Annotated in this window: 21 protein-coding genes; 10 read left to right on the top strand and 11 right to left on the bottom strand. The window is 59.8% G+C overall.

Translation table 11 applies throughout. The annotated features are described in order from the left end of the window. Nucleotides 1-67: 67 nt before the first annotated feature. Together AD666_RS13330 and AD666_RS13335 are read left to right on the top strand one after the other, a co-directional pair. Nucleotides 68-520 (top strand): helix-turn-helix domain-containing protein, encoded by a 453-nt coding sequence (locus AD666_RS13330; protein WP_053152438.1) that lies wholly within the window; start codon nt 68-70, stop codon nt 518-520. A gap of 142 nt (nt 521-662) precedes the next feature. Next, nucleotides 663-1,397, top strand: a complete 735-nt coding sequence (locus AD666_RS13335) for an OmpA family protein (RefSeq protein WP_053152440.1) — start codon at nt 663-665, stop codon at nt 1,395-1,397. A gap of 76 nt (nt 1,398-1,473) precedes the next feature. Here the strand turns inward: AD666_RS13335 and AD666_RS13340 are convergent, their stop codons facing one another. Both AD666_RS13340 and AD666_RS13345 read right to left on the bottom strand, forming a co-directional pair. Next, nucleotides 1,474-3,390, bottom strand: coding sequence for an isoleucyl-tRNA synthetase (locus AD666_RS13340; protein ID WP_053152443.1), 1,917 nt, complete (start codon nt 3,388-3,390; stop codon nt 1,474-1,476). A 198-nt stretch (nt 3,391-3,588) separates the two neighbouring features. After that, nucleotides 3,589-4,584 carry a TRAP transporter substrate-binding protein gene (locus tag AD666_RS13345; RefSeq protein ID WP_053152446.1) on the bottom strand — a complete coding sequence of 332 codons (996 nt, stop codon included), beginning with the start codon at nt 4,582-4,584 and terminating at the stop codon, nt 3,589-3,591. A 173-nt stretch (nt 4,585-4,757) separates the two neighbouring features. On the opposite strand from AD666_RS13345, the gene AD666_RS13350 reads away from it, so the two are divergent. Continuing rightward, complete coding sequence (locus AD666_RS13350; RefSeq protein ID WP_053152448.1) at nt 4,758-5,129, top strand: PH domain-containing protein; 372 nt, start codon at nt 4,758-4,760, stop codon at nt 5,127-5,129. A 42-nt stretch (nt 5,130-5,171) separates the two neighbouring features. Here the strand turns inward: AD666_RS13350 and AD666_RS13355 are convergent, their stop codons facing one another. The 3 genes from AD666_RS13355 to AD666_RS13365 form a co-directional block, all read right to left on the bottom strand. Further along, complete coding sequence (locus AD666_RS13355) at nt 5,172-5,576, bottom strand: DUF488 domain-containing protein (RefSeq protein WP_053152450.1); 405 nt, start codon at nt 5,574-5,576, stop codon at nt 5,172-5,174. A gap of 117 nt (nt 5,577-5,693) precedes the next feature. Then, complete coding sequence (locus AD666_RS13360; RefSeq protein WP_053152452.1) at nt 5,694-5,927, bottom strand: hypothetical protein; 234 nt, start codon at nt 5,925-5,927, stop codon at nt 5,694-5,696. Continuing rightward, nucleotides 5,924-7,204 carry a colicin E3/pyocin S6 family cytotoxin gene (locus tag AD666_RS13365; protein ID WP_082339770.1) on the bottom strand — a complete coding sequence of 427 codons (1,281 nt, stop codon included), beginning with the start codon at nt 7,202-7,204 and terminating at the stop codon, nt 5,924-5,926. The genes AD666_RS13360 and AD666_RS13365 overlap by 4 nt, the downstream gene beginning before the upstream one ends. A 131-nt stretch (nt 7,205-7,335) precedes the next feature. Here AD666_RS13365 and AD666_RS13370 point away from each other — a divergent pair, with 131 nt between their 5' ends. Continuing rightward, entirely contained in the window at nt 7,336-7,881 is a 546-nt protein-coding gene (locus AD666_RS13370; RefSeq protein ID WP_053152454.1) for a DUF4256 domain-containing protein, read from the top strand. A gap of 56 nt (nt 7,882-7,937) precedes the next feature. Here AD666_RS13370 and AD666_RS13375 read toward each other — a convergent pair whose 3' ends face one another. Together AD666_RS13375 and AD666_RS13380 are read right to left on the bottom strand one after the other, a co-directional pair. Beyond that, nucleotides 7,938-8,525, bottom strand: a complete 588-nt coding sequence (locus tag AD666_RS13375; protein ID WP_053152456.1) for a hypothetical protein — start codon at nt 8,523-8,525, stop codon at nt 7,938-7,940. 119 nt (nt 8,526-8,644) lie between these two features. Further along, nucleotides 8,645-9,520, bottom strand: a complete 876-nt coding sequence (locus AD666_RS13380; protein ID WP_053152459.1) for a LysR family transcriptional regulator — start codon at nt 9,518-9,520, stop codon at nt 8,645-8,647. A 115-nt stretch (nt 9,521-9,635) separates the two neighbouring features. Between AD666_RS13380 and AD666_RS13385 the strand changes: the two genes are divergently transcribed. The 5 genes from AD666_RS13385 to AD666_RS13405 all read left to right on the top strand — a co-directional run bounded on the left by AD666_RS13385 (nt 9,636) and on the right by AD666_RS13405 (nt 16,990). Further along, on the top strand, nt 9,636-10,055 hold the full coding sequence (locus AD666_RS13385) for an ester cyclase (protein WP_053152461.1): 420 nt from the start codon (nt 9,636-9,638) through the stop codon (nt 10,053-10,055). 3 nt (nt 10,056-10,058) lie between these two features. Continuing rightward, nucleotides 10,059-11,126, top strand: a complete 1,068-nt coding sequence (locus AD666_RS13390; protein WP_053152463.1) for an SDR family oxidoreductase — start codon at nt 10,059-10,061, stop codon at nt 11,124-11,126. Nucleotides 11,127-11,437: 311 nt separating this feature from the next. Then, complete coding sequence (locus AD666_RS13395) at nt 11,438-12,226, top strand: helix-turn-helix domain-containing protein (RefSeq protein ID WP_053153235.1); 789 nt, start codon at nt 11,438-11,440, stop codon at nt 12,224-12,226. After that, complete coding sequence (locus AD666_RS13400) at nt 12,226-14,628, top strand: hybrid sensor histidine kinase/response regulator (RefSeq protein ID WP_053152466.1); 2,403 nt, start codon at nt 12,226-12,228, stop codon at nt 14,626-14,628. The genes AD666_RS13395 and AD666_RS13400 overlap by 1 nt, the downstream gene beginning before the upstream one ends. A gap of 1 nt (nt 14,629) precedes the next feature. Further along, the gene (locus tag AD666_RS13405; protein ID WP_156315944.1) at nt 14,630-16,990 is read left to right on the top strand and encodes a TonB-dependent receptor; all 2,361 of its coding nucleotides are present in this window, start codon (nt 14,630-14,632) and stop codon (nt 16,988-16,990) included. Here AD666_RS13405 and AD666_RS13410 read toward each other — a convergent pair. Next, the gene (locus tag AD666_RS13410; RefSeq protein ID WP_053152468.1) at nt 16,974-18,059 is read right to left on the bottom strand and encodes a sensor domain-containing diguanylate cyclase; all 1,086 of its coding nucleotides are present in this window, start codon (nt 18,057-18,059) and stop codon (nt 16,974-16,976) included. The two genes, AD666_RS13405 and AD666_RS13410, sit on opposite strands and share 17 nt — an antisense overlap. Before the next feature lie 303 nt (nt 18,060-18,362). On the opposite strand from AD666_RS13410, the gene AD666_RS13415 reads away from it, so the two are divergent. Beyond that, entirely contained in the window at nt 18,363-19,064 is a 702-nt protein-coding gene (locus AD666_RS13415; RefSeq protein WP_053152470.1) for a class I SAM-dependent methyltransferase, read from the top strand. Nucleotides 19,065-19,320: 256 nt separating this feature from the next. Here AD666_RS13415 and AD666_RS13420 read toward each other — a convergent pair whose 3' ends face one another. The 3 genes from AD666_RS13420 to AD666_RS26015 all read right to left on the bottom strand — a co-directional run bounded on the left by AD666_RS13420 (nt 19,321) and on the right by AD666_RS26015 (nt 20,186). Further along, on the bottom strand, nt 19,321-19,545 hold the full coding sequence (locus AD666_RS13420; RefSeq protein ID WP_053152472.1) for a hypothetical protein: 225 nt from the start codon (nt 19,543-19,545) through the stop codon (nt 19,321-19,323). An 8-nt stretch (nt 19,546-19,553) separates the two neighbouring features. Further along, complete coding sequence (locus tag AD666_RS13425) at nt 19,554-19,850, bottom strand: hypothetical protein (protein WP_172679627.1); 297 nt, start codon at nt 19,848-19,850, stop codon at nt 19,554-19,556. 75 nt (nt 19,851-19,925) lie between these two features. After that, on the bottom strand, nt 19,926-20,186 hold the full coding sequence (locus AD666_RS26015; protein ID WP_082339772.1) for a colicin E3-like toxin immunity protein: 261 nt from the start codon (nt 20,184-20,186) through the stop codon (nt 19,926-19,928). Nucleotides 20,187-20,189 lie beyond the last annotated feature (3 nt).

Raw genomic sequence — 20,189 nt, forward strand, 5'->3', positions numbered from 1 at the left:
CCACTCATTTGATTTCTAACTGTTTCGGTTTTAATCTGCAACCAGTTTTCCGGCGAGAGTGATTCAGATGACGCAGCAGACAGGGTCAGGCAGCCATGAATGCCCGGTGGCCAGGGCGGTGGAGGTCATTGGGGATCGCTGGTCGCTGCTGATCGTTCGCGACGCATTCGACGACGTGCGCAGGTTCAGTGAATTCCAGAAGAACCTCGGGCTGGCGAAGAACATCCTCGCTTCGCGCCTCAAGGCGCTGGTGGAGGTGGGGGTGCTGGAGACGAGGCCTGCCTCCGATGGCAGCGCCTACAAGGAATATGTACTGACGCAAAAGGGGCGCGAGGTATTCCCCATCGTGGTTTCCCTGCGCCAGTGGGGTGAGCGACATTTGTTCAAGGCCGGGGAAACGCACTCGGTGCTGCTGGACAATGAGCGGGACGAGCCGGTGGCGTTGCTCGAGGTTCGTTCGCTTGATGGCAGGAAACTCGAGGCGGGCGATTGCCATCGTCGTCGCGTGATCAAGGCTTGAAGGGGGGCCGTTTCGATTTGTAAGTTCTTGGTAAACCTTCGCCATTGCACGGAATTTTCAACCTTTGCCGCGTTCCAACGCCAGCCAGAGTCGATTGCCCGTGCCCTGGCACATCAGACCGAAAAACCAGGAGCTTTTTCCCATGTTCACCCCGCGTCGCTTGATTGTTGTCGCTACCGCTGTGGCCCTGTTGTCCGGCTGCGCGTCGCCTAACCCTTATGATAACCAGGGTCAGGCTTCTACCGATTCTTCAGGGATGAGCAGAACTGCCAAGTACGGCGGCCTGGGGGCCCTGGCGGGCGCGTTGGCCGGTGCGGCCATCGATCACAATAACCGTGGCAAAGGTGCATTGATCGGCGCCGCGGTCGTGGGCGCTTCCGCTGCCGGTTACGGGTACTACGCCGACCAGCAGGAAAAGAAACTGCGAGCCAGTATGGCCAACACGGGCGTGGAAGTGCAGCGCCAGGGTGACCAGATCAAACTGATCATGCCGGGCAACATCACCTTCGCCACCGACTCGGCCAACATCGCGCCCAGCTTCTATCAGCCGCTGAACAACCTGGCCAACTCCCTCAAGGAGTTCAACCAGAACCAGATCGAAATCGTGGGCTACACCGACAGTACCGGTAGCCGCCAGCACAACATGGACCTGTCCCAGCGTCGTGCGCAAAGCGTGGCGACCTACCTCACCTCCCAAGGCGTGAGCAGTGCGAACCTGAGTGCGCGTGGCGCCGGCCCGGACAACCCGGTTGCCAGCAATGCCGACGTCAACGGCCGTGCGCAGAACCGTCGTGTCGAGGTCAACCTCAAGGCGATTCCAGGCCAGCAATACCAAGCTCCACAGCAGCAGGGGCAAACTTACCAGCAATACCCATGATTGCTGACGGCAAATGAAACGGGGGCCATGGAAACATGGCCCCCGTTTTTTTCATGCCTTCATCATCCCAGGCGGCTCATTCCCATTCTCGGGCCGGAGGGGATTTCGGCGGCAACATGCGCGTAGGCGGTTTGCCGTCGGCATTGTGCTGGTAGATTTGAGCCGGCTGCCCCTGTTCATTGAAGAACACCTGGCCGATGCCCGCCGAGTTCCACAATCGCTCCCCGGTCTCGGCATGTTCCGGGGTATGAGGAATGATGCGCATGCGTCGGCGCTGGGTGAACCAGTTCAGGGGCGAGCGGGGCGCGTAGAGCCAGCGGTTCAGACGGTCGAACCACTCCAGCAGGGTCGGCGGGAATTCATTCTTGATGCCGCTGCTGGTGATCTGCCAGATGCGCGGGCCGCCCTTGCGGTGTCGGATGAACACCTCATAGACGAAGGAATAATGCACATCTCCTGACAGCACCACGTAACTCCCCGGTGTACGGGAGTGTCGGAAAATGTTCAGGATCACCTGGGCCGCGCCGCGATGCGCCATCCAGTTTTCAGCATCCACCAGCAATGGGTAACCGCACCAACTGAAGACCCGCTGCACGGTTTCGATCAGCTTCACCCCGAAGATCGGCGCCGGTGAAACGATGATCGCCGATGGATGATCCAGCAAGTCCTGTTGCAGCTCGCTCAGGGCTTCCCAGTCCAGCAGGCCAGAGGGATGCCTGAGGTTACGCTCGCTGCGCCAGCGACGGGTGCGGGTGTCGAGTACCACCAGGGCGGGGGTACTGGGCAGCACGTAATGCCATTGTTGGAAGCCCAGCAGCCCGTCGATCAGTTTGTCCTGGGGCTCGCTGTCGAGATAGCGGTCCCGCGCCGTGTCGCTCAAGGCCACGGTTTGCCGGATCGTCGCCTCGAACGCGTCCGGGTTATTGCCCCAGCCCTGGCAGAGCATGTAGGCGATCAATGCGTTGCCGATGATGCGCTTGGAGAAGGGATGGCCGTAGGCCGTTTCCTCCCACTGCGCGGACAGGTTCCAGTCATCGGTGATGTCGTGGTCGTCGAAAATCATCAGGCACGACAGATGCGCGAACACCCGGGCCACGCCACCCAGCCCAGCCTTGAAATCGTCGATGCGCAGGCGTTCCTGCTCGTAGCGCTGGCGGCGTTCGGCAGTCAGTTCGGGCGGCTGCGGATCGATCAGCGTCCATGGCACCGGGGACCAGACTAACAGGTACATCGCCATGACTTCGGCGAAGGTCACCAGATGATTGTCGGCGCTGCTGCTGGTGAAGATCGGCTTGCGGGCCCCTCCGAAAAACCGTTCGCGCAGGGTCTCGTTGCTTTCCAGCGCCGGCAGCAGATCGGCGCGGTGGTAATAGCTGGCAGGGTGGCGGTAGAGCCGTGCACTGTCTTCCACCACGGCACCGTCCAGGCGTTCCTCGAACAGTCCCAACCGTTCGATCAGCGCGTGAATTGCCCGCAACATCGGTCCTGCGACGTCATCGGCATAGACCTGGTCGCCACTCATCATCAACAAGGCCGGCCGTTGCGCCGGGGCCTCGGCCAGCAGTCGGTCGACACAGAGCAAGCCGTCGTTGGCCCGATGGTGAGGTTTGCGGCATGAGCCGTGGACCAACTGCCCAATGCGCGAATGCAATACGAAGTTCGGGCGTTGTGCTGCGCCATACAACAGGTGCGGTGCCCATTCGGCGATGGGCGCGCCTTCCACCAGCAGGTCATAGTCGATGACCACATCCTCGGGCAAGGGACTGTCGAGGCGTACATCGATCAGATGCACGAAGGCCTGCTGACCCACCGGTACCACCGTGCAACGCGAGGCATCCAACGCCAGATCGCCCATGCCGTCCAGCCGTAGCGTCAACGCCAGCGAGCGTGTCCCCACCAGCCACATCACCAACCGCCTGGGCTCCAGCCGTCGCAGCAGCGGACCGACCAGGACGGGGGGCAGGACAGGAGGGATGTCAGTGGTGAACGGCATGCGTGGGTAAAGCTCGGGTTCAGGTGGAGGCGGGGATCATAACGCAATGGGCTCTGGCGCAGGGATGGAGGCGAGTTTTACTGTGGGAGCAAAGCTTGCTCGCGATTGCTGGGGGTGCTGCCAAGACCGAGTTGGCTTCATCGCGGGCAAGCCTTGCTCCCACAGGCCTTGCTTTCACAAGCCTTGCTCCCGCAAGGGTCATTGGGCCTGGTTGGCCGCCTGCGCCGCTTTAAGCAGATCCGGCCCGATTTCCTTTTCGAATTTGGCCCACACCGGTTTCATCTTTTCGCGCCAGGCATTGCGCTCTTCTGGGGTGAGGGTAATGATCTCGGTGGTCTTGGCGTCGAGCACGCGCTGTTTGTCCTGCTGGTTCAGGCGTTCGGCTTCACCGTTCGTGTAGGTGGTGACTTCTGCCACGATCTTGTCCAGTTCGGTGCGGATGTCCGACGGCAGGCCGTTCCAGAAGTCGGAGGTGGTGATCCACATGTAATCGAGTGCGCCGTGGTTGGTTTCGGTGACGTACTTCTGCACTTCATGCAGTTTCTGGTTGTAGAAGTTCGAATAGGGGTTTTCCGTACCGTTTACCACGCCCGCGCGCAGGGCCTGATAGACCACCGAAAAAATCATCGGTTGGGCCTTCGCGTCCACGGCCTTGAATTGTTCGGCGAGCACTTCGGAGTTCTGTATCCGAAACACCAGGCCACGGGCATCTTCAGGCTTGCGCAGAGGCTTGTTGGCCGACAATTGCTTCATGCCGTTGTGCCAATAAGCCAGTCCGGTGATGTTCTTGCTCTCCATGGACTTGAGCAGTTTCTGGCCCTCGGGACTCAGTTGAAAACGCTCCACTGCGGCCATGTCGTCAAACAGGAACGGCAGATCGAACAGCTGCACGGTTTTGGTGTATTGCTCGAACTTGGCGAGCGAGCGCGCAATCATTTGCACCTCCCCCAACAGCAGGGCTTCCATCTCCTTGTCATCGTTATACAGCGTGGAGTTGGGGTACACCTCGACTTTCACCTTGCCCGGCAGGCGCTCCTCCACCAACTTCTTGAACATCAACGCGCCCTGGCCCTTCGGCGTCTGTTCGGCCACGACGTGGGAAAACCTGATCACGATCGGCTCGGCCGCCAGCGCCGTGCCCAACGTACCGACAGCCAGGCTACAGACAAATACTTTCCAAAAAGCTTTGAGCATTGCGAGGTTCCCTCTGCGTTTTTATGGACAGTACGAACTCATCGGAAGACGAGACAAGGGCAAGTCTAGGAGAAGAAACCAATGTCCTTGTGATATCCCTGTCCGCTCACGCAGAATCCGGTAGCTCGGGCCCGGCAAGCCTGGAATGCTTTCAACTCGACAAGGACCGACCCATGATCGACTTCAACAACAAAGGCTTCTTCAAGCTCAAGCAAAACGACGAATACGCCGAGCGTGTCACGGCGCTGCTGCTGGACGGTGAGCAGGTCATCGATGCCTACAAATCCATGCGCGACGGCGTGGTCTTCACCAATAAACGCATCATCGCGGTGAACGTGCAGGGCATTACCGGCAGCAAGAAAGACTTCACATCTCTGCCTTATAAAAACATCGTTGCCTACTCGATCGAAACCTCCGGCACGTTCGACCTGGATTCCGAACTGGAAATCTACTTCTCGTCCCTGGGCAAAGTGAAATTCGAATTCACGGGCAAGACGGGCATCGTTGAAATCTCCAGACTGATCTCCAAGTACCTCCTGGGCTGATTGCCCAGGGCCTTGCTGCTGTGTTCCCGTAGGGACCTGCCACTAGTGCCCCGGAAACTCTGGCAGATAACAAGCGGGCGAACTCATGTCGCCCCGTTTTTCCAACTCATCCTCTAGCCATTCGGCCAGCACCGCGGCGTTGTTTTCAACCGTGGACCTGGCGGCGTACACCAGCGTCAGGTTGCCGTTGCGGGCGAAGTCCACCAGCTTCCACCAATGTTGCGGTTGTGCGGTCAGTTCCTGGCGGTAGGCCGTCCTGAATTGCGCGAAAGAAAGGTCGCCTGTCTTGAAGGCTTTGCGCAATGCGTGGGAAGGCGCGACGTCGGGCAGCCACTCGTCGATGGACAACTCGTCCCTGCGGCAATTGCGCGGCCACAGGCGGTCGACCAGGATGCGTTTGCCGTCATCCTGGGCGGGCGCGTCGTAGGCTCGTTTGCAGTGGATCATGGTGGCGGGCCAGTAAAAACAAGATGAGGTCAGAATAGGCCATGAGGATTATCGGCGGAATTGCGCGGGGCAAGCATCGATAAACATCCCTGCATTTGGATTGGGAAGTCACCTGTGTCAGTCAATATTGCAGGTGAGCTGGAAGAGGTGATCACCATCATAAAACTGCCTGTCGGCTAACACTTCAAGAGCCGAAGCCTGGCTGGCACTAAGGTCATAACCCTCGTCACCGCGCTGTGCTTCCGACCATCCCATGATTTGTGCCAGCTGCGAGTCGCAGCCCTCAGGCAATTCCACTTCAAATGCCAAGCACTCAGATTCTATTTCGAAAGCTTCGATGATGTATTTCAAGGTTCTACCTCCCGGGTATCGTCAGCATCTTTGGTTTGTTCACCTGTTTCTGAGTTGAATTCCCCCAGGTGCTTGCCACGCTTGTTGTACTTTTCAACTGTCCCGTGCTGGCTGTCCCATTCGAAGATAGTTCCGTTCTTTGTTTTCCATCGTTTTCGTAGGCCTCCTCCACCTTTTAAGGGCGTTTTGCGAGGCGTAATCCTGGCATCGGGAAACGCAACCAGGCTTTTTGGGGGAGGATAATATTTATGGTCACCTGGTACCGGCTTCGAAAACACCACATAAAGCGACTTCAATCCCGTATCCGCAGGAAAAACCAGAATACAGTCGTCTGCAGTAATATCCTCTCCCGGCAGCCCATCAATCTGGCTGTCGACATCTTCCGGAATCGGATGCACGAGGATCGTACCCAGTCGTTCGCCGATGTTTTCGGGGAAAATCAGCGGTGGGATCGACCCAAGCGGTCCATGTTGAGGTGTCCATAGAATGGTGAGGCCATTGAGCTTGGCCTCCATTGCGGTTTTGTCGGCGTTCCACGCCACTTGCACCGTGCGCACCGAATCGTCGCCCGCTGCGCGGCTATGGATGCCATAAACCTGCAACGCACCTTCCGGGTCGCTGCGAAATTGAAAGCGCACCCGCGTGGACGCGTGATCTATGCGACGTAATTGATCGTCGCTGTAAAGCGTGCCGTCAGCCAATTTGGCAGGAAGCATGCCGAGAATGAACACACTGGCCGGTCCACCCGCGCCACGTATCATCCAGTTAAGGCGCTGTTGCAGGATGCCGCCGCCGGCGATGCGGCCCAATGCCAGATCCGCACCTAATGCTGAGGCAATGGCAGTGCTGGCGGATGGAAAGAGCATGGCGCCGGCAACCATCACCCGGCCAAAGTTCGAAGCGGGTTCCCTGGTCGTACCGGCGCTGGTGCGGCACCAGTTCGTCGCAACGCAGGATTTGGCGAATACCTGGTCATCGCGAATCTTGTTTGGCGGCCAATGATCCAAGGCAATTTGAACCGGTTCAGGTGCTGGCGATGCGCGAGGCATCCAGCCGCCCCCGGAATCGGAAGAGCGTGGCTTGACCAACAGCAACTCTCCATTGCTGACAGCCTCGACAATCTCGCTGTCGCTGGCGACTCGGGACGGGGTTCCAAAGTTATCCAACCCGTCGATGGTATGCCGACCGCGCATCAGTGCATCGTTCACCTTTCGAGCGGCAATATGCGGGGGCTCGGTCTGCTCGACGCCCTTATCCGCACTTCTTATCAAGCGCATTGCAATCCTTGCAGTTTATCCAGGCGGGCTATTCTGGTGAGGGCTGGCGCGACCGGCAACGGAAGGACCTTTGCGGTATATGTCAGGTCTTGGGAACGATCAGCGGAACTCCAAACCAATGGACCCCACCCATGAAAAAACAAGAACAAACCGCCCTGCTTCAAACCCTGAAGTCCCGCTTCGAACAGAACCCCCATCGCCACCCGGACCTCAAATGGTCCGACGTCCTGGCCCGGCTCGAAGGCAACCCCACCGGCCTGAAAACCCTCCAGGCCATGGAGGCCAGCGGAGGCGAGCCCGACGTGATCGGCCACGACAGGAAAACCGGGCGCGTCACGTTCTGCGACTGCGCCAGGGAAAGCCCCGCCGGCCGCCGAAGCCTCTGCTATGACCGTGCTGCCCTGGATGCTCGCAAGGAAAACAAGCCCCAGGGCAGCGCATTGGACATGGCCGCCGAGATGGGGGTGGCGCTATTGACCGAAGAGCAGTACCGCGAACTCCAGGCGCTGGAGGCGTTTGATTTGAAAACGTCCAGTTGGCTGGCGACGCCCCCCGAGGTACGTGCGCTGGGTGGGGCTATATTCGGGGACTGCCGTTATGGGCGGGTGTTCATCTACCACAACGGGGTTCAGTCGTATTACGCGGCGAGAGGGTTTCGCGGGATGTTGCAAGTGTGATCTGAGCTGGGGGGCGAGACGGTGAGTTCGACGGTCCCCATTCAGTTCATTGCCAGTCACGGCAACCAGTGCCACGTGCCTCCCGCCAGCCTCGGCAAGGTATAGGGCAGACACACCTCGATCAGGCGACGTTCGTTAACGTAAGGCGCGAGGTATCCCCAAAGTGCAGCATGCTCGCCGTTAGAGAGAAACGTGGTGTCCATGACTACTCTGGGTACGTAGACGTCATTTACACCGGCTTGTCCACCCCCCTCGAGCTCATGTGCGACGGAATCTGCGGCGGCTTGAATGTTATGTCCAGGTGCAGGGGTCTTTACATCGAACGGCTCGCCGTTGCCGTCATAAAAGTCGACAGTGGCATCGTCGCCTCGCCTGACAGGCCAGGGAACGGCTCGGTACCTGACAGCGGCCAAGGCGGCCAATCCCTCCAGGTGCCTGGGAGTCCCATTCTCGACCATCAATTCATCAAAGTTGCCGGGGGAAGGGAGCCGGGTGAGTACCTGCGCGGTCAGGGGAGCATTGAATAAACCTGCCGGAACGGTATAAGCCGCCGTTCGGACAACCCGAAACAGCCTGCCTAAATGCGGCATGACGGGATCTACCGCCAGATGACCAAACGGATTGATGTCGTCGTCCAAGTCCATGATGGAAAGCGTCCTTGTGTCCCGGTTTGAACCATTTAGCCTAGATGAAAAAAACGTTTGCGCAGGTCGTAAGTAAAAACGAGACAGGCTAAAGCACGGGACCTCGCCAGCCTTTCCACTCAGTCATTTCCCTCGGATACGCTCTCAAGCAACACCTGCTCCAGAATTCCGAAAAAACATTTGATATGCGCCTGCTTCAACGCCTGGGGCCGGCTCACCAGGTAGACCTCCAGATCGGGAATAGGCAACTGGGCAAACACCTCGACCAGGTCCCGTGCCAGGATACGGGGCAGAACGCCTACCCCCAGTCCCCGCCGCACCGCCTCGAGCTGTGCGGTGAACGAATTCACGCTGATCTGCGCGCGCGCCAGGCCGGCGGCTTTTGCGGCGCGCATTTGGGGCAACATGTCCAGAGGGGGAAGCAGTCCGATTGGGGGCGCAGTGGCAGGTGTCAACCCAGGTAACCGTTCGACGTAGCTGGCCTGCGCAAAGACGCCGTAGGCGACCCGGCCTATGGATTTGTAAATCAGCGAAGGCTCGCCCAAGTGAGCGGTGCGAACCGCAACGTCAGCCACGCCGCGGACGATCTTGTGGAACTCGGCGCTCAACTGCAGCTCCACCGAGCAACGTGGATGCAGGGCTGTGAAGCGGCTCGCGGCTTCCAGCACTGAGGACGAGAATCCTTCCCCGGCACTGACCAGCACACTGCCACTGAGCTCTGCCTGTCGCCCGGGCAGGCTCGCAAAGGTCTGTCGCCGCAACCCCGCTTCTGCCGCCAGGGCAACGTCCACCAGGGATTGGCCTCGCGAGGTCAACCAGCAACCTTCGACGCCCCGCTCGACAAGCGGCTCACCCAGGGCCGCCTCCAACTGAGTCAGCCGGCGGGACACCGTAGACGCCGCGATCCCCAACAACTGCCCCGCTTGAAGAAAGCTGCCACGTCGCGACACCGCCAACAGCAGCCGAAGATCGTCCCAATTTGCTTGCGATGCCATGCGTCCCGTCTTCCCTGATCTGCATATATGCAAAGCCATTATGCAGCAGTCGCTGTTTTTCAAAAGCGGGCCCGACGGTATACCTACGCCCTTCGAAATGAATGGAATGGATTGTATGACCACCGGCCCCAACGACTATGCGGAACGCGCCTCGAGAGCCTTCAATCGCCGTGATGTGGAGGCGATGCTCGCTTTAGTGAGCGAAGATTTCATCTACCTCGACGGCATGGGGGTGCAAATCGGTCGCGAGGCCATGCGCAAACGCGAACTCGCGCTGTTCGAAGCGCTGCCCGATGCCGAAGTAACTCTCACTCCGTTCATGGTCGCCGATGATCGATTGGCGCTGGTCGCTGTCCTGTCCGGCACCTTTACGGCTCCCCTGGTGCTGGCAGACCGCGTGATTCCGCCCCATGGTCGCCCGATCACCACGCACTTTGCGGCGCACTTCATCTTCAAGGATGGGCTGGCGACCCATGAAGAGGTGTTCTTCGACACTGCAGTGTTGCTGCTGTCCTACGGACAGGATGAGGGCTGAACCATGCGCAACGTATTCGTGACCGGCGCCACGGGCCTGCTGGGCAACAACCTGGTACGGGAACTGGTTGCCCGTGGCTGCACCGTCAAAGCCCTGGTGCGCTCCAGGGCCAAAGGTGAACAGCAGTTCAGCGAGTTTCCCGATCTGGAATGGGTGGTCGGAGACATGGCCGATGTCGCGGCCTTCGCCGCCTCGTTACAAGGCTGCGACACCGTGTTCCACACGGCGGCGTTCTTTCGCGATAACTACAAGGGTGGCAACCACTGGGAAGCACTCGAAAAGATCAACGTCGACGGCACCCGGGACCTGCTTCACCACGCTTACCGCGCCGGCATACGACGCTTTGTCCACACCTCATCCATCGCCGTGCTTGACGGCGAACCCTGCTCGTCCATCGACGAGACCTGTCTGCGTGCTGACGCCGATGCCGATAATTACTACCGCAGCAAGATCCTGGCTGACCGCGTGGTGTTGTCATTCCTGGACACCTATCCCGACATGCACGCCTGCATGGTCCTGCCCGGTTGGATGTGGGGCCCCGGCGACATCGGGCCGACCTCGTCGGGCCAACTGCTCAAGGATGTCGTGAACGGCAAGTTGCCTGGCCTGATCCCGGGGAGCTTTTCCGTGGTCGATGCCCGGGATGTCGCCTGGGCAATGATTGCCGCTGCCAGACAAGGCCGGCGAGGCGAGCGCTACCTTGCGGCGGGTCGGCATATCACGATGCGTCAATTGGTGCCGCTGTTGGGACGCGTGGCGGGCGTCAAGACGCCCGATCGACAGCTGCCGTTCCCCTTGTTGTACACCTTGGCTGCGGTGCAGGAGCTTTATGCGCGGGTGACTGGCAAACCGATCTTATTGAGCATGGCCACGTTGCGTCTCATGAGGCGAGAGGAGAACCGCACCTGCTTCAACCACCTCAAGAGCGTGCAGGAGCTGGACCTGAGTTTTCGAGCATTGGAGGTGACCATCGCGGACACGGTGGCGTGGTATCGAGAGCAGGGTGGGTTTGAGAAGCCGAGTGCGCGTGGCGTGAGGAAAGAAAAGCCTGTGGTCATGACTGACTATTGATCTGGATACCGGATCGATGCTGCCTGCATGACCCAGTAGGAGCTACCGGATAAACCCTTGTCTTTCGAGAGACAAGTCTTGCTCCGTGCAGGACCTTTTTTGTCGAGCCTTGAGGAAAGGGCTGTCGTCCATGCGCGACGCCTTCAAGTCTTCACCTGACCTGCCGCTATCGGTATAACGATTTTTACCGATCCATCGATTGCCTTTGCGATACTTTTGCTTTTTCGGCAGGGGTTTGGCAAAAGCACGATAAGAGAACGCAGCGTATGGACGACGGGCGATACGAAAGGCGGGCGGCAGGGGACGCGGCTGTGTCATCCGGGCCGCTGCCGCATATCCTGCTTATCGACGATGAACCCGAGGACATCCGGGCAACGGTCGTTCTGCTAAAGGCGCAACCCTGGCGCATTTCCCTGGCCAGCGATGCCCAACAGGGTTATCAGCGGGCGCTGGCATTGCGTCCGGACCTGATCGTACTGGATGTGCACATGCCGCACATGGACGGTTTCAGCCTCTGCCGGCTACTGCGCGAGGCCCCGTCGACCCGGCAGACGCCGATTCTTTTTCTGTCTTCGGCCAACAGCACCTTCGAACGTCTGGAAGGGTTGACCGTGGGCGGGGTCGATTACATTCCCAAGTCCTGCGCCCCCGAGGAAGTGCTGGCGCGTATCAGGATCCACCTGCAATTGACCTGGCGCGCGCCGCCGGCGAGCCAGGACAGCCCGGCGGCACCGGAGCCGGAAGGCGACGGGATCGTGCTGCGGGCTGCGATGCGATTGATCGAACACCACCTCGACGACATGCCTTCTCTTGTCGCGCTGGCGCAAAAAGTCGGCACCCATGAGAAACGCCTTTCCCGGATATTTCGCGAGCATCTGGGCCTGACCGTGTTCGCCTACATCCGGGATGCTCGGCTGCGTCGCGGCCAGGAGCTGCTGTCCGAAAGCGCCATGAGCGTGCAGGACGTCGCCGAGTTGATCGGCTTTCGTAATGCCTGCAACTTCACCACGGCCTTCCGGCAGCGAATCGGCATGACGCCCAGCCAGTTTCGCCAGCAGACCCTGGGCATCGCTGATACCGAGTCGGCCGGGTCCGCCTGATGCGGCTTCTGCAGGTTCTATTACTGGTGACGACGCTGCTGGCCGCCGGCCTGTTGCGCGCGGCGCCCGTGGACCTTTGTCAGGCTGATTATCAGGACCTGATGCCGGCGATGCAGATCGTCGAGGACGCCCAGGCGAGGTTGAGCGTGGAGGACGTCGCCCGACTGCCCGAAGCGCGATTTCATGCCGCGACTCCGCAGTGGCCAGCGCAAAGCTACAGCCGCTCGGCCTTCTGGTTGAAACTGCAACTCACCAACTCCAGCGATGTGGCCTGTTCGCGCCTGCTGGTGATCGGCGCGCCGCGCCTGGAAGACATTCGTGTCTTTCAATACGCCGACGGACGTTGGCGGGAGGCCCACGCCGGTGCCGCCTATCCGTTGGCCGAATGGCCCCAGCCGGCGGCGCGGCAGCCGGCGTTTCCAGTTTCGCTGGCGGCCGGACAGGGCGCAACGTTGTTCGTCCGCGTCACCAGCCACTTCCAGATGTTGCTGGAGCCGCAGCTGTGGTCCGAGCCGGCATTGCTGCGCAGTCAGCAGCAGACGTACCTGAGCGATGGACTGACCCTGGGCATTGTCCTGCTGGTCGTCCCGTTCGGGCTGATTGTCGGCGCGATCCTGCGCTCCCGATTGCTGACAGTGAATGCCGGCGCGGTACTCAGTTACATCCTGCTGACCTGCCTGGTGAACGGCTACCTGATCTACTGGGCCTCGGCACTCGGCTGGACCCGCGAGTTGCTGGCCGGCGCCAGCGTGATCTCGTTCATCCTGTTCCTCGCCTACATGCGCGTGCTGTTGCAGGTTTCCCAGTTGCCAAAAGTCATTGGCTGGAGCTATTGGATGCCGCTGTTGGGGTGCGCCTTTGGCCGAGCCTGGTGGTTGAAGGTCGATCCGGTCCAGGGCGCGCAGTTCATCCAGCTGTCGCTCTTGAGTTTTTATGCGGTGCTGCTCGCCACGTTGTTCATGGCCTGGCGCAAACGGCTGCGCTACGACTGGATGGCGTGGCTGGTGCCGGGGCTGCTGCTGGGGCAATTGCTGATGCGCTATTTCTTCCCGCAGGAGCAGTTGCCCTGGCAGTCGCCGGAAAGTAAACACAGTTTGTCGTCGACCCTGCCGGGCGTGGCCTTGTTGGTGTGTACGCTGATCATGGAAGTCAATCGCAGTCGCCAGCGGGAAAGGCACGCGCTGTCCAGTCTCGACCAACAACGCCAGGCCGAGCACGAACGCCTGGAAAGCACCGTAGCCCTGCGCACGGCGCAGTTGCGCGAATCCCTGGCGGCCCGCAGTGCCTTGATGGCCCGCATCAGCCACGACCTGCGCTCGCCGCTGGTGCGCATCATCGACTATGCGCGCCTGCTGCACGGCGGGCCAAACCGCGAGTACCCGGCCACCATCGAACGCAATGCCCGACAGCAACTGGAGTTGATCGACGAGATGCTTGAGTTCTCCCGAGGCGAGCTGGAGCAAATGCAACTGAGCCTGGCACCGGGCTACCTGTACGGCTTTCTCAGGGAGATTGCCGAGGAAGCGGGTTTCCTTGCCGCACGGCAGGGCAACACCTTTGAATCCGATGTGGCCGACGATCTGCCGGCGCTGGTCGAGGCCGATTTCAAACGCCTTCGGCAGATCCTCATGAACCTCTTGGCAAACGCAGCGAAATTCACCCGTAACGGCCAGATTCGTTTTGAAGTGGGCGGTTGTCCGGGCGCCGGCCCTGACACCGTCGAGCTGTGTTTCAGCGTGATCGACACCGGCATTGGCATCGATCCGCAAGAGTTCGAGCAACTGCTGCAACCGTTCCAGCGCGGGCGCAATGCGCAACGCTACGAAGGCAGCGGGCTCGGCTTGTCGATCGTCACGCAACTGCTGGAGCGCATGGGCAGCCGCCTGGAACCACAGGCCACCGAGCAGGGCGGCAGTCGCTTCAGCTTTCGCTTGCAACTCAAGTGCGCCCACGAGCACGACCTCGAAATCGGCATCGTCGATAATCACGCCGCGCCGTTTGACGGCCAGGGCAAGCATGTTTTGCTGGTGGACGATGTCGAGCAGAACAACGAATGGCTCTATGACCTGCTGGCCGGCTACGGCTTCGACGTGAGCATCGCGGCCAATGGAGAAGAAGCGTTGGCCTGCCTGGCGGAGCAGCCAGTCGATCTGTTGATCAGTGACCAGATGATGCCCGGCATGGACGGCTGGGAACTGCTGCGCCAGGTCCGCGAGCGCTGCCGCCCTCTGCCGGTGATGCTCTATTCGGCAGTGCCGGCGCGCCGGCCACAGGCCTATCCGCAAGACCTGGTGTTCGATGCAGTCCTGCTCAAGCCCGCCGACAGCCGCGAGTTATTGGCGTGGGTCAAGACGCTCACGGGCCTGGACACGGTGCAGCGCACGATGGTCCGGGAGCGCTAGGGTGCTCAATCGGGGTTACCGGCTGCTCTTGCTCGGCGGCTTGGCGATGTTGCCTTGGGCGTCCGTCCACGCCGTGCAAGAGGTTGCGCCGTCGCTCGACGCCATCGTCCTCGACGAAACCACGGTGACCGCCCGCCGTCGCGAGGAAGACCCGCAACAGGTGCCCATCCCGATCAACGTTCTCTACGGCGAGCAATTGGACGAGGCCAACCTGCACACGCTGCAAGATATCCAGCAGCGTGTGCCCGGACTGGTGGTGTCCGGGCATGACGCCCGCTATGCCGGTTTTGGCCTGCGCGGGTTCGGCGCGACCGCCTACAACGATGGCCTGGAAGGCAGTGTCGGCACCTACGTCGATGGTGTGTACCAGGCGCGCCAGGGCATGGCCTTCACCGAGTTGATGGACATTGAGCGCATCGAAGTGCTGCGCGGGCCCCAGGGCACCTTGTTCGGCAAGAACACCACGGCGGGCGCGCTGAACATCATCACCCGCTCACCGACGTTCCAACCCGAGGCCAACCTTGAGGCCAGCTACGGAGACCACGGCCTGCGGGAGTATCGTGGGATGATTTCCGGGGCGCTGCGCGACGATGTCCTGGCGGGGCGGCTGAATGTTTTCGACCGCTCGGAGGAGGGGCAAGTGGAAAACATGGAAAACGGCTCCCGCCTCGGTGACGCCGACAGCCAGGGCCTGCGCGGACAACTGCTGTGGACGCCGACCACGGACTTCAGCGCCCGCCTGATCGCAGACCATGCCCGGCAAAACGAGGCCGGTAATGTGCTGCTGGTCAATCACTACAGCCAGCAGACGCGCAAACGCGCTCAATTTCTCGGCTATCCGCTGTCCGAGCCCGACCCTTATCAACGCGAGGTGCGTATCGACGCACCGGGGCGTCCGAAAACCCAGCAGAACGGTGTCTCGCTGGAACTGAACTGGGATCTGGATGACGCGATGCGTTTTACAAGCATCACCGCCTACCGTGACTGGGACTACCGCGCCACCCGCGACGGCGACAGCACTACGTTGTCGGTCGCTCAGTCCGAGACGGAACTGGGGCACCAGCAGTTCAGTCAGGAGTGGCGGCTATCGGGCACGGTCGGCTCGTCCATCGATTATGTCGCCGGGCTCTATTATCTGCGCCAGCAGCTCGACCGGGACATCGACGTTCAGTTCGGCAAGGACGCCGCGCCCTGGTTCGTCGGCGATCAGTTGGAGCAACTGCAGAAACTCTACGGCATCACCTTTACCGATCCGAGCCAAGTGCCGTCGCTGCTTCTGGACGGCGCCCGGCAACACTACGACGGCGAGCAGAAGGGTGACAGCCGGGCGATTTTCGGCCAGGTTTCCTGGCGCCCCGTCGACCCTCTCGAACTGACCGGCGGCCTGCGCTACAGTCGGGAGCGCAAGGACGGCTGGGTTTCCCGTGATGTCAGCAACCTTGCGCCGCTGACGGGCTTGCCTCCGATCTTTCAGGGCGGTGGACAATTACTGCGCGACATCGCCCTCGGCCGTGGTTATTACCGCGAGGATTCGATCGAAGAACACAACGTCTCCAGCCTGCTCGGCGCCAGCTACCGCTTCAGCGATGCGGTGATGGGCTACGTCAGCTGGTCGCGGGGCTACAAGGCTGGCGGCATCAACTTCGACGTGGTCGGCCCGTTGACCGCGCCCACCTTCGAGCCGGAACGCGCCACCTCACTGGAACTGGGCCTGAAGATGCGCTTCTGGGACGAGCGGGCCATGCTCGACCTCGCCGTCTACCAGACCGATGTCGACAACTACCAGGCGCTCACCTACAGCCCACCGACGTCGATGTTCGCGCCACCGCTGCGGGACAACCTGATCAACGTCGGCAAGGTCCGCCTGCGCGGCGTCGAACTGGATTCGGCCTGGCAACTGGCCCCCCGACTCACCTGGCGCCTGGGCCTGGCCTGGAGCGATGCACGCTATCGCAGCTTCCCCAACGCACCGTGCCCACCGCAGACCGGCCAATGGACCTGCGACCTCAGCGGTGACCGCCTCTACAACGCCCCGGAATGGAACCTCAGCAGCGGCCTGGACCATAGCCATCCGCTGCCCTACGGACTGGAAGTCTACAGCGGCGTCGACTACAGCTTTCGCACCGGCTACTACGGCACCCTCGAAGGTGGAGAAGGCAGCTATCAACCCAGCTACGGCATTACCAATCTGCGCCTGGGGCTGCGCAGCCAGGACCGGGGTTGGGAAGTGGAAGGCTGGATGCACAACGCTTTCGACCGTCACTACATCACCGCCGTTTACTCATTGCTGGGGGCCGGAGACTACGGCGTGATGACCGGCAGCGAAAGAACCCTCGGCACCACCTTCAGGCTTCGCTATTGAGCGAAATAAAACGCGTGGGACAAAACGCCAAGCGGTTGCCGCCGGCCTTCTTCGACAAGTACATCGCCTGATCCGCTTTGCTGATCAGCGCATCCACCTCCTGCCCATGCTCGGGGAAAAATGCCACGCCGATACTCGCGGCGATCTCCACCGTTTGCGCGCCAATCAGGATCGGCGCATTGGCCGCTTGCAACATGCGCTTGAGCAACGGCTCGCAGTCCTCCACCTCCTGCAAACCCACTAGCCCGGCCACAAACTCATCGCCACCGAGCCGCGCCAGCGTGTCGCTTTCACGCAGCGTCGCATTGATCCGCGCCGCGACAATCTGCAACACCCGATCCCCCCAGTCATGGCCGTAACTGTCGTTAAGCGCCTTGAACCCATCGAGGTCGATAAACGCAATGGCGACCTTGTGCTGATGGATACGCGCCTTGCCCAATGCCTGACGCATCCGTTCGGCCAACAGTAGCCGATTGGGCAACTGCGTGAGCGCATCAAAACGAGCATCGCGTTCCAGCAACTGAAGACGTTGTTTCACCTGCGTCATGTCGCTGAACAGCGCCACGTAATGCTGAACGTTCCCGTGACGGTCATGCACCGCACTGATGCTGATGCGCGACGTCATCTCCCGACCGTCCTTATGGCTGCTCTGGATTTCCCCGGACCAGTGCCCGTGGAAATCCAGCGCAGTCTTCATCGGCGCATAAAACGCCGTGAGCCGCCGTACCATACGATGTGAATTCAGATCCCGGCCCCTGACCTCGTCCTGTCCATAACCGGTGAGCCGCGTGAAGGCCTCGTTCACGCTGATGACCCGGCCGTACGGATCCACCAGAACGACCCCCTCCCGTGCGTGGCTGAAGACCGTTGCTGCCAGCTCCGGGCAAACGGCGCTACCGCGCTGCTCCAGCGTGTCCGCGTCACGGGTTGCCGGCCATGTCCTGGAGTCGAAGCCCTGCCGCGCCAAGTAACCGGCCAGGAACGAAAGCGCCCGGTGCAGTTGGATCAGCGTATTTGTGGCGAGCCTGGAGTTGAGGCAATAGCTACGGATGAAGATGCGTAGGTTCATGGGCGTTACACGGTGCTGACGGGTGAGGGGAGTGCGAGCGAAGGGGGGATTATCGGGGGGCGGATTTGCCGGGGGCTTTGCTGGAGCGGATGGGAGTTTTGCGGGAGGGGATGGGAGGGAAATATTTTTTGCTGGGCATGCTGTGGGGGCAGCTTCTGAGCTGGCGGAAGTGTTCGGCTGGGTTCCTGGTCCGGTGCTGATCCATGGCATTGCGGCCGCAAATGTGCAGGGCTTGACAGGGCAGGGATACTAGAAGCAATACCGCGGTTAACGCGATGCGTCTGTCACGACCCAAGGTGCCCTATGCGCAATGAAGAACTCAAGACAGTGTTCGACCAGCAAGCTGTCAGCTACGACAAGCAATGGGAAGGGATGGCGCCGATTCGCGCCGCCCTCTATTTGCTGCTCGAATCTCAATTTACCGGTCTGCCGGAAGATGCCCGGATACTCTGCGTAGGCGTTGGCACAGGGGCGGAACTTGCCCATCTGGCAGAGCGCTTCCCAGGCTGGCATTTCACTGCTGTCGACCCCTCGGGCGCCATGCTTGAGGTCTGTCGTCAGAAGGCTGTTCAAAATGGCTTTCTTGCACGCTGCCATTTTCACGAAGGCTACCTTGACACGCTCGCCGCCGAGGCCAGCTACGACGCTGCTACCTGCTTGCTGGTATCCCAATTTTTGTTAGATGGAGGCGCTCGCACCACGTTCTTTCACGAGATTGCCCGCCGCCTTAAACCTCATGGAATATTGGCGAACGCTGACCTTGCCTCTGATACCGAATCGCCTGCCTATGAGGTGCTGTTACGCAGTTGGCTGACGCTGATGTCCTCCGATGGTCTTCGGCCGGAAGGGCTGGAGCGAGCGCGTACTGCCTACGCCAGGAACGTTGCGATCCTGCCTGCGCAACAGGTCGCGGGCCTTATAAAGGCCGCCGGGTTTGACGCCCCTGTGCAGTTCTTTCAAGCGGGATTAATGCATGGATGGATCTGTACGCGGCAGGCGATCTGAAGCGCCATCCAAGAGACTTCTGCTAGGCGGTTGGGCCAGCCAGGCAACACAGCAAGGGCAAATCAATGTACAGCTGCTCTTTTCGAAGGCGGAAGATTTTGCAAGGTGTTCAACGAGGCCTATCCGCCGTCCTGACGACGAACGCACGCCGGCGCTTATTGAAAGGGGACGGCAGGCAGTTCTCCCGCGGGGCTGCGTAGCAGGCCCAAACCGCCCAACGCAGTTCATCGTAAAAGGATCAGGACCACGCTGCCAACTAATTGCTGCTGGTCAGGAAAAGCAACAGGTTGCTAGGAAGCTCGATTGAGCACGCTTTTTCCAAGGCTTCAATTTGAGCTGCACTCAGCTCATAGTCGTACAAATGATCTTCTTTCTGGCTCCAGTTCATTATTTTTGCCAGGGCTTCGCCGTCGATGCCAAATGTTGTTTCGTATGTGGCGAAATCATCTCCGTCAATGATACCCATTATTTTGTGTTTCATGCTTCTATCTATTCTAGGCAGACGATTTGAATTATTCGGTTATCACCATCAAGTGTTGTATGAGTCCACTCTTCTATCGTTTTTATCTGCTGCGGTAACAGGTCGTAGACAAAGCAAAAATCCTCAGGCTTTGTCCAGCCCATTAGCGCAGCCAACGGGTCTAAATAGACGCCTGGGATTTCCACAGTCTGTATTAATTCTTCCGTGGCTATATCAAAAATTTCAACGATGGGCTTCACTTTTTTACCCTCCTTGTAGAATTTGGTTTGCTTGCTAAACCACTCGAGTCTTAGTTTGAGTCCCATTTGATCCTCATGGAACTGTGCTGATGAATAAGATCCTCGGTCGTTGCAAAGTTAAGCATTGCATTAGTTGGTAAGCTATTTTCGCCAACTGGTTCTGTATCGAAAAGCAATTTGATAGTCGAATTTTTCTGGTTTGATTGGGTGTTCAAAGAAGGGCTGGATGATGGGTATCCATTCAGCGAGCAAATCGAAACCACCGTCATATATTTCTGGTTCGCTTTCCAGATCCAGCGCAATGATTGCCGACAAATCGTCCCCTAAGTCTTTCGAGTATTCTTCGCCTTCACCCAATTCGGTTTTTTTGTCATACCAATCCAATCTTAGTTTTAAGCCCATCGT

The sequence above is a fragment of the Pseudomonas sp. Pf153 genome, from assembly GCF_001269775.1.
GTDB classification, from domain to species: Bacteria; Pseudomonadota; Gammaproteobacteria; order Pseudomonadales; family Pseudomonadaceae; genus Aquipseudomonas; species Aquipseudomonas uvaldensis.

Bases quoted from the DNA above. Each gene is read 5' to 3' on its own strand.
- AD666_RS13400 (WP_053152466.1), top strand. From the start codon at position 12,226: ATGCGGCTTCTGCAGGTTCTATTACTGGTGACGACGCTGCTGGCCGCC.
- AD666_RS13350 (WP_053152448.1), top strand. From the start codon at position 4,758: ATGATCGACTTCAACAACAAAGGCTTCTTCAAGCTCAAGCAAAACGAC.
- AD666_RS13380 (WP_053152459.1), bottom strand. From the start codon at position 9,520: ATGGCATCGCAAGCAAATTGGGACGATCTTCGGCTGCTGTTGGCGGTG.
- AD666_RS13340 (WP_053152443.1), bottom strand. From the start codon at position 3,390: ATGCCGTTCACCACTGACATCCCTCCTGTCCTGCCCCCCGTCCTGGTC.
- AD666_RS13335 (WP_053152440.1), top strand. From the start codon at position 663: ATGTTCACCCCGCGTCGCTTGATTGTTGTCGCTACCGCTGTGGCCCTG.
- AD666_RS13375 (WP_053152456.1), bottom strand. From the start codon at position 8,525: ATGGACTTGGACGACGACATCAATCCGTTTGGTCATCTGGCGGTAGAT.
- AD666_RS13330 (WP_053152438.1), top strand. From the start codon at position 68: ATGACGCAGCAGACAGGGTCAGGCAGCCATGAATGCCCGGTGGCCAGG.
- AD666_RS26015 (WP_082339772.1), bottom strand. From the start codon at position 20,186: ATGGGCTTAAAACTAAGATTGGATTGGTATGACAAAAAAACCGAATTG.
- AD666_RS13355 (WP_053152450.1), bottom strand. From the start codon at position 5,576: ATGATCCACTGCAAACGAGCCTACGACGCGCCCGCCCAGGATGACGGC.
- AD666_RS13365 (WP_082339770.1), bottom strand. From the start codon at position 7,204: ATGCGCTTGATAAGAAGTGCGGATAAGGGCGTCGAGCAGACCGAGCCC.
- AD666_RS13345 (WP_053152446.1), bottom strand. From the start codon at position 4,584: ATGCTCAAAGCTTTTTGGAAAGTATTTGTCTGTAGCCTGGCTGTCGGT.
- AD666_RS13415 (WP_053152470.1), top strand. From the start codon at position 18,363: ATGCGCAATGAAGAACTCAAGACAGTGTTCGACCAGCAAGCTGTCAGC.
- AD666_RS13425 (WP_172679627.1), bottom strand. From the start codon at position 19,850: ATGGGACTCAAACTAAGACTCGAGTGGTTTAGCAAGCAAACCAAATTC.
- AD666_RS13410 (WP_053152468.1), bottom strand. From the start codon at position 18,059: ATGAACCTACGCATCTTCATCCGTAGCTATTGCCTCAACTCCAGGCTC.
- AD666_RS13390 (WP_053152463.1), top strand. From the start codon at position 10,059: ATGCGCAACGTATTCGTGACCGGCGCCACGGGCCTGCTGGGCAACAAC.
- AD666_RS13385 (WP_053152461.1), top strand. From the start codon at position 9,636: ATGACCACCGGCCCCAACGACTATGCGGAACGCGCCTCGAGAGCCTTC.
- AD666_RS13370 (WP_053152454.1), top strand. From the start codon at position 7,336: ATGAAAAAACAAGAACAAACCGCCCTGCTTCAAACCCTGAAGTCCCGC.
- AD666_RS13420 (WP_053152472.1), bottom strand. From the start codon at position 19,545: ATGAAACACAAAATAATGGGTATCATTGACGGAGATGATTTCGCCACA.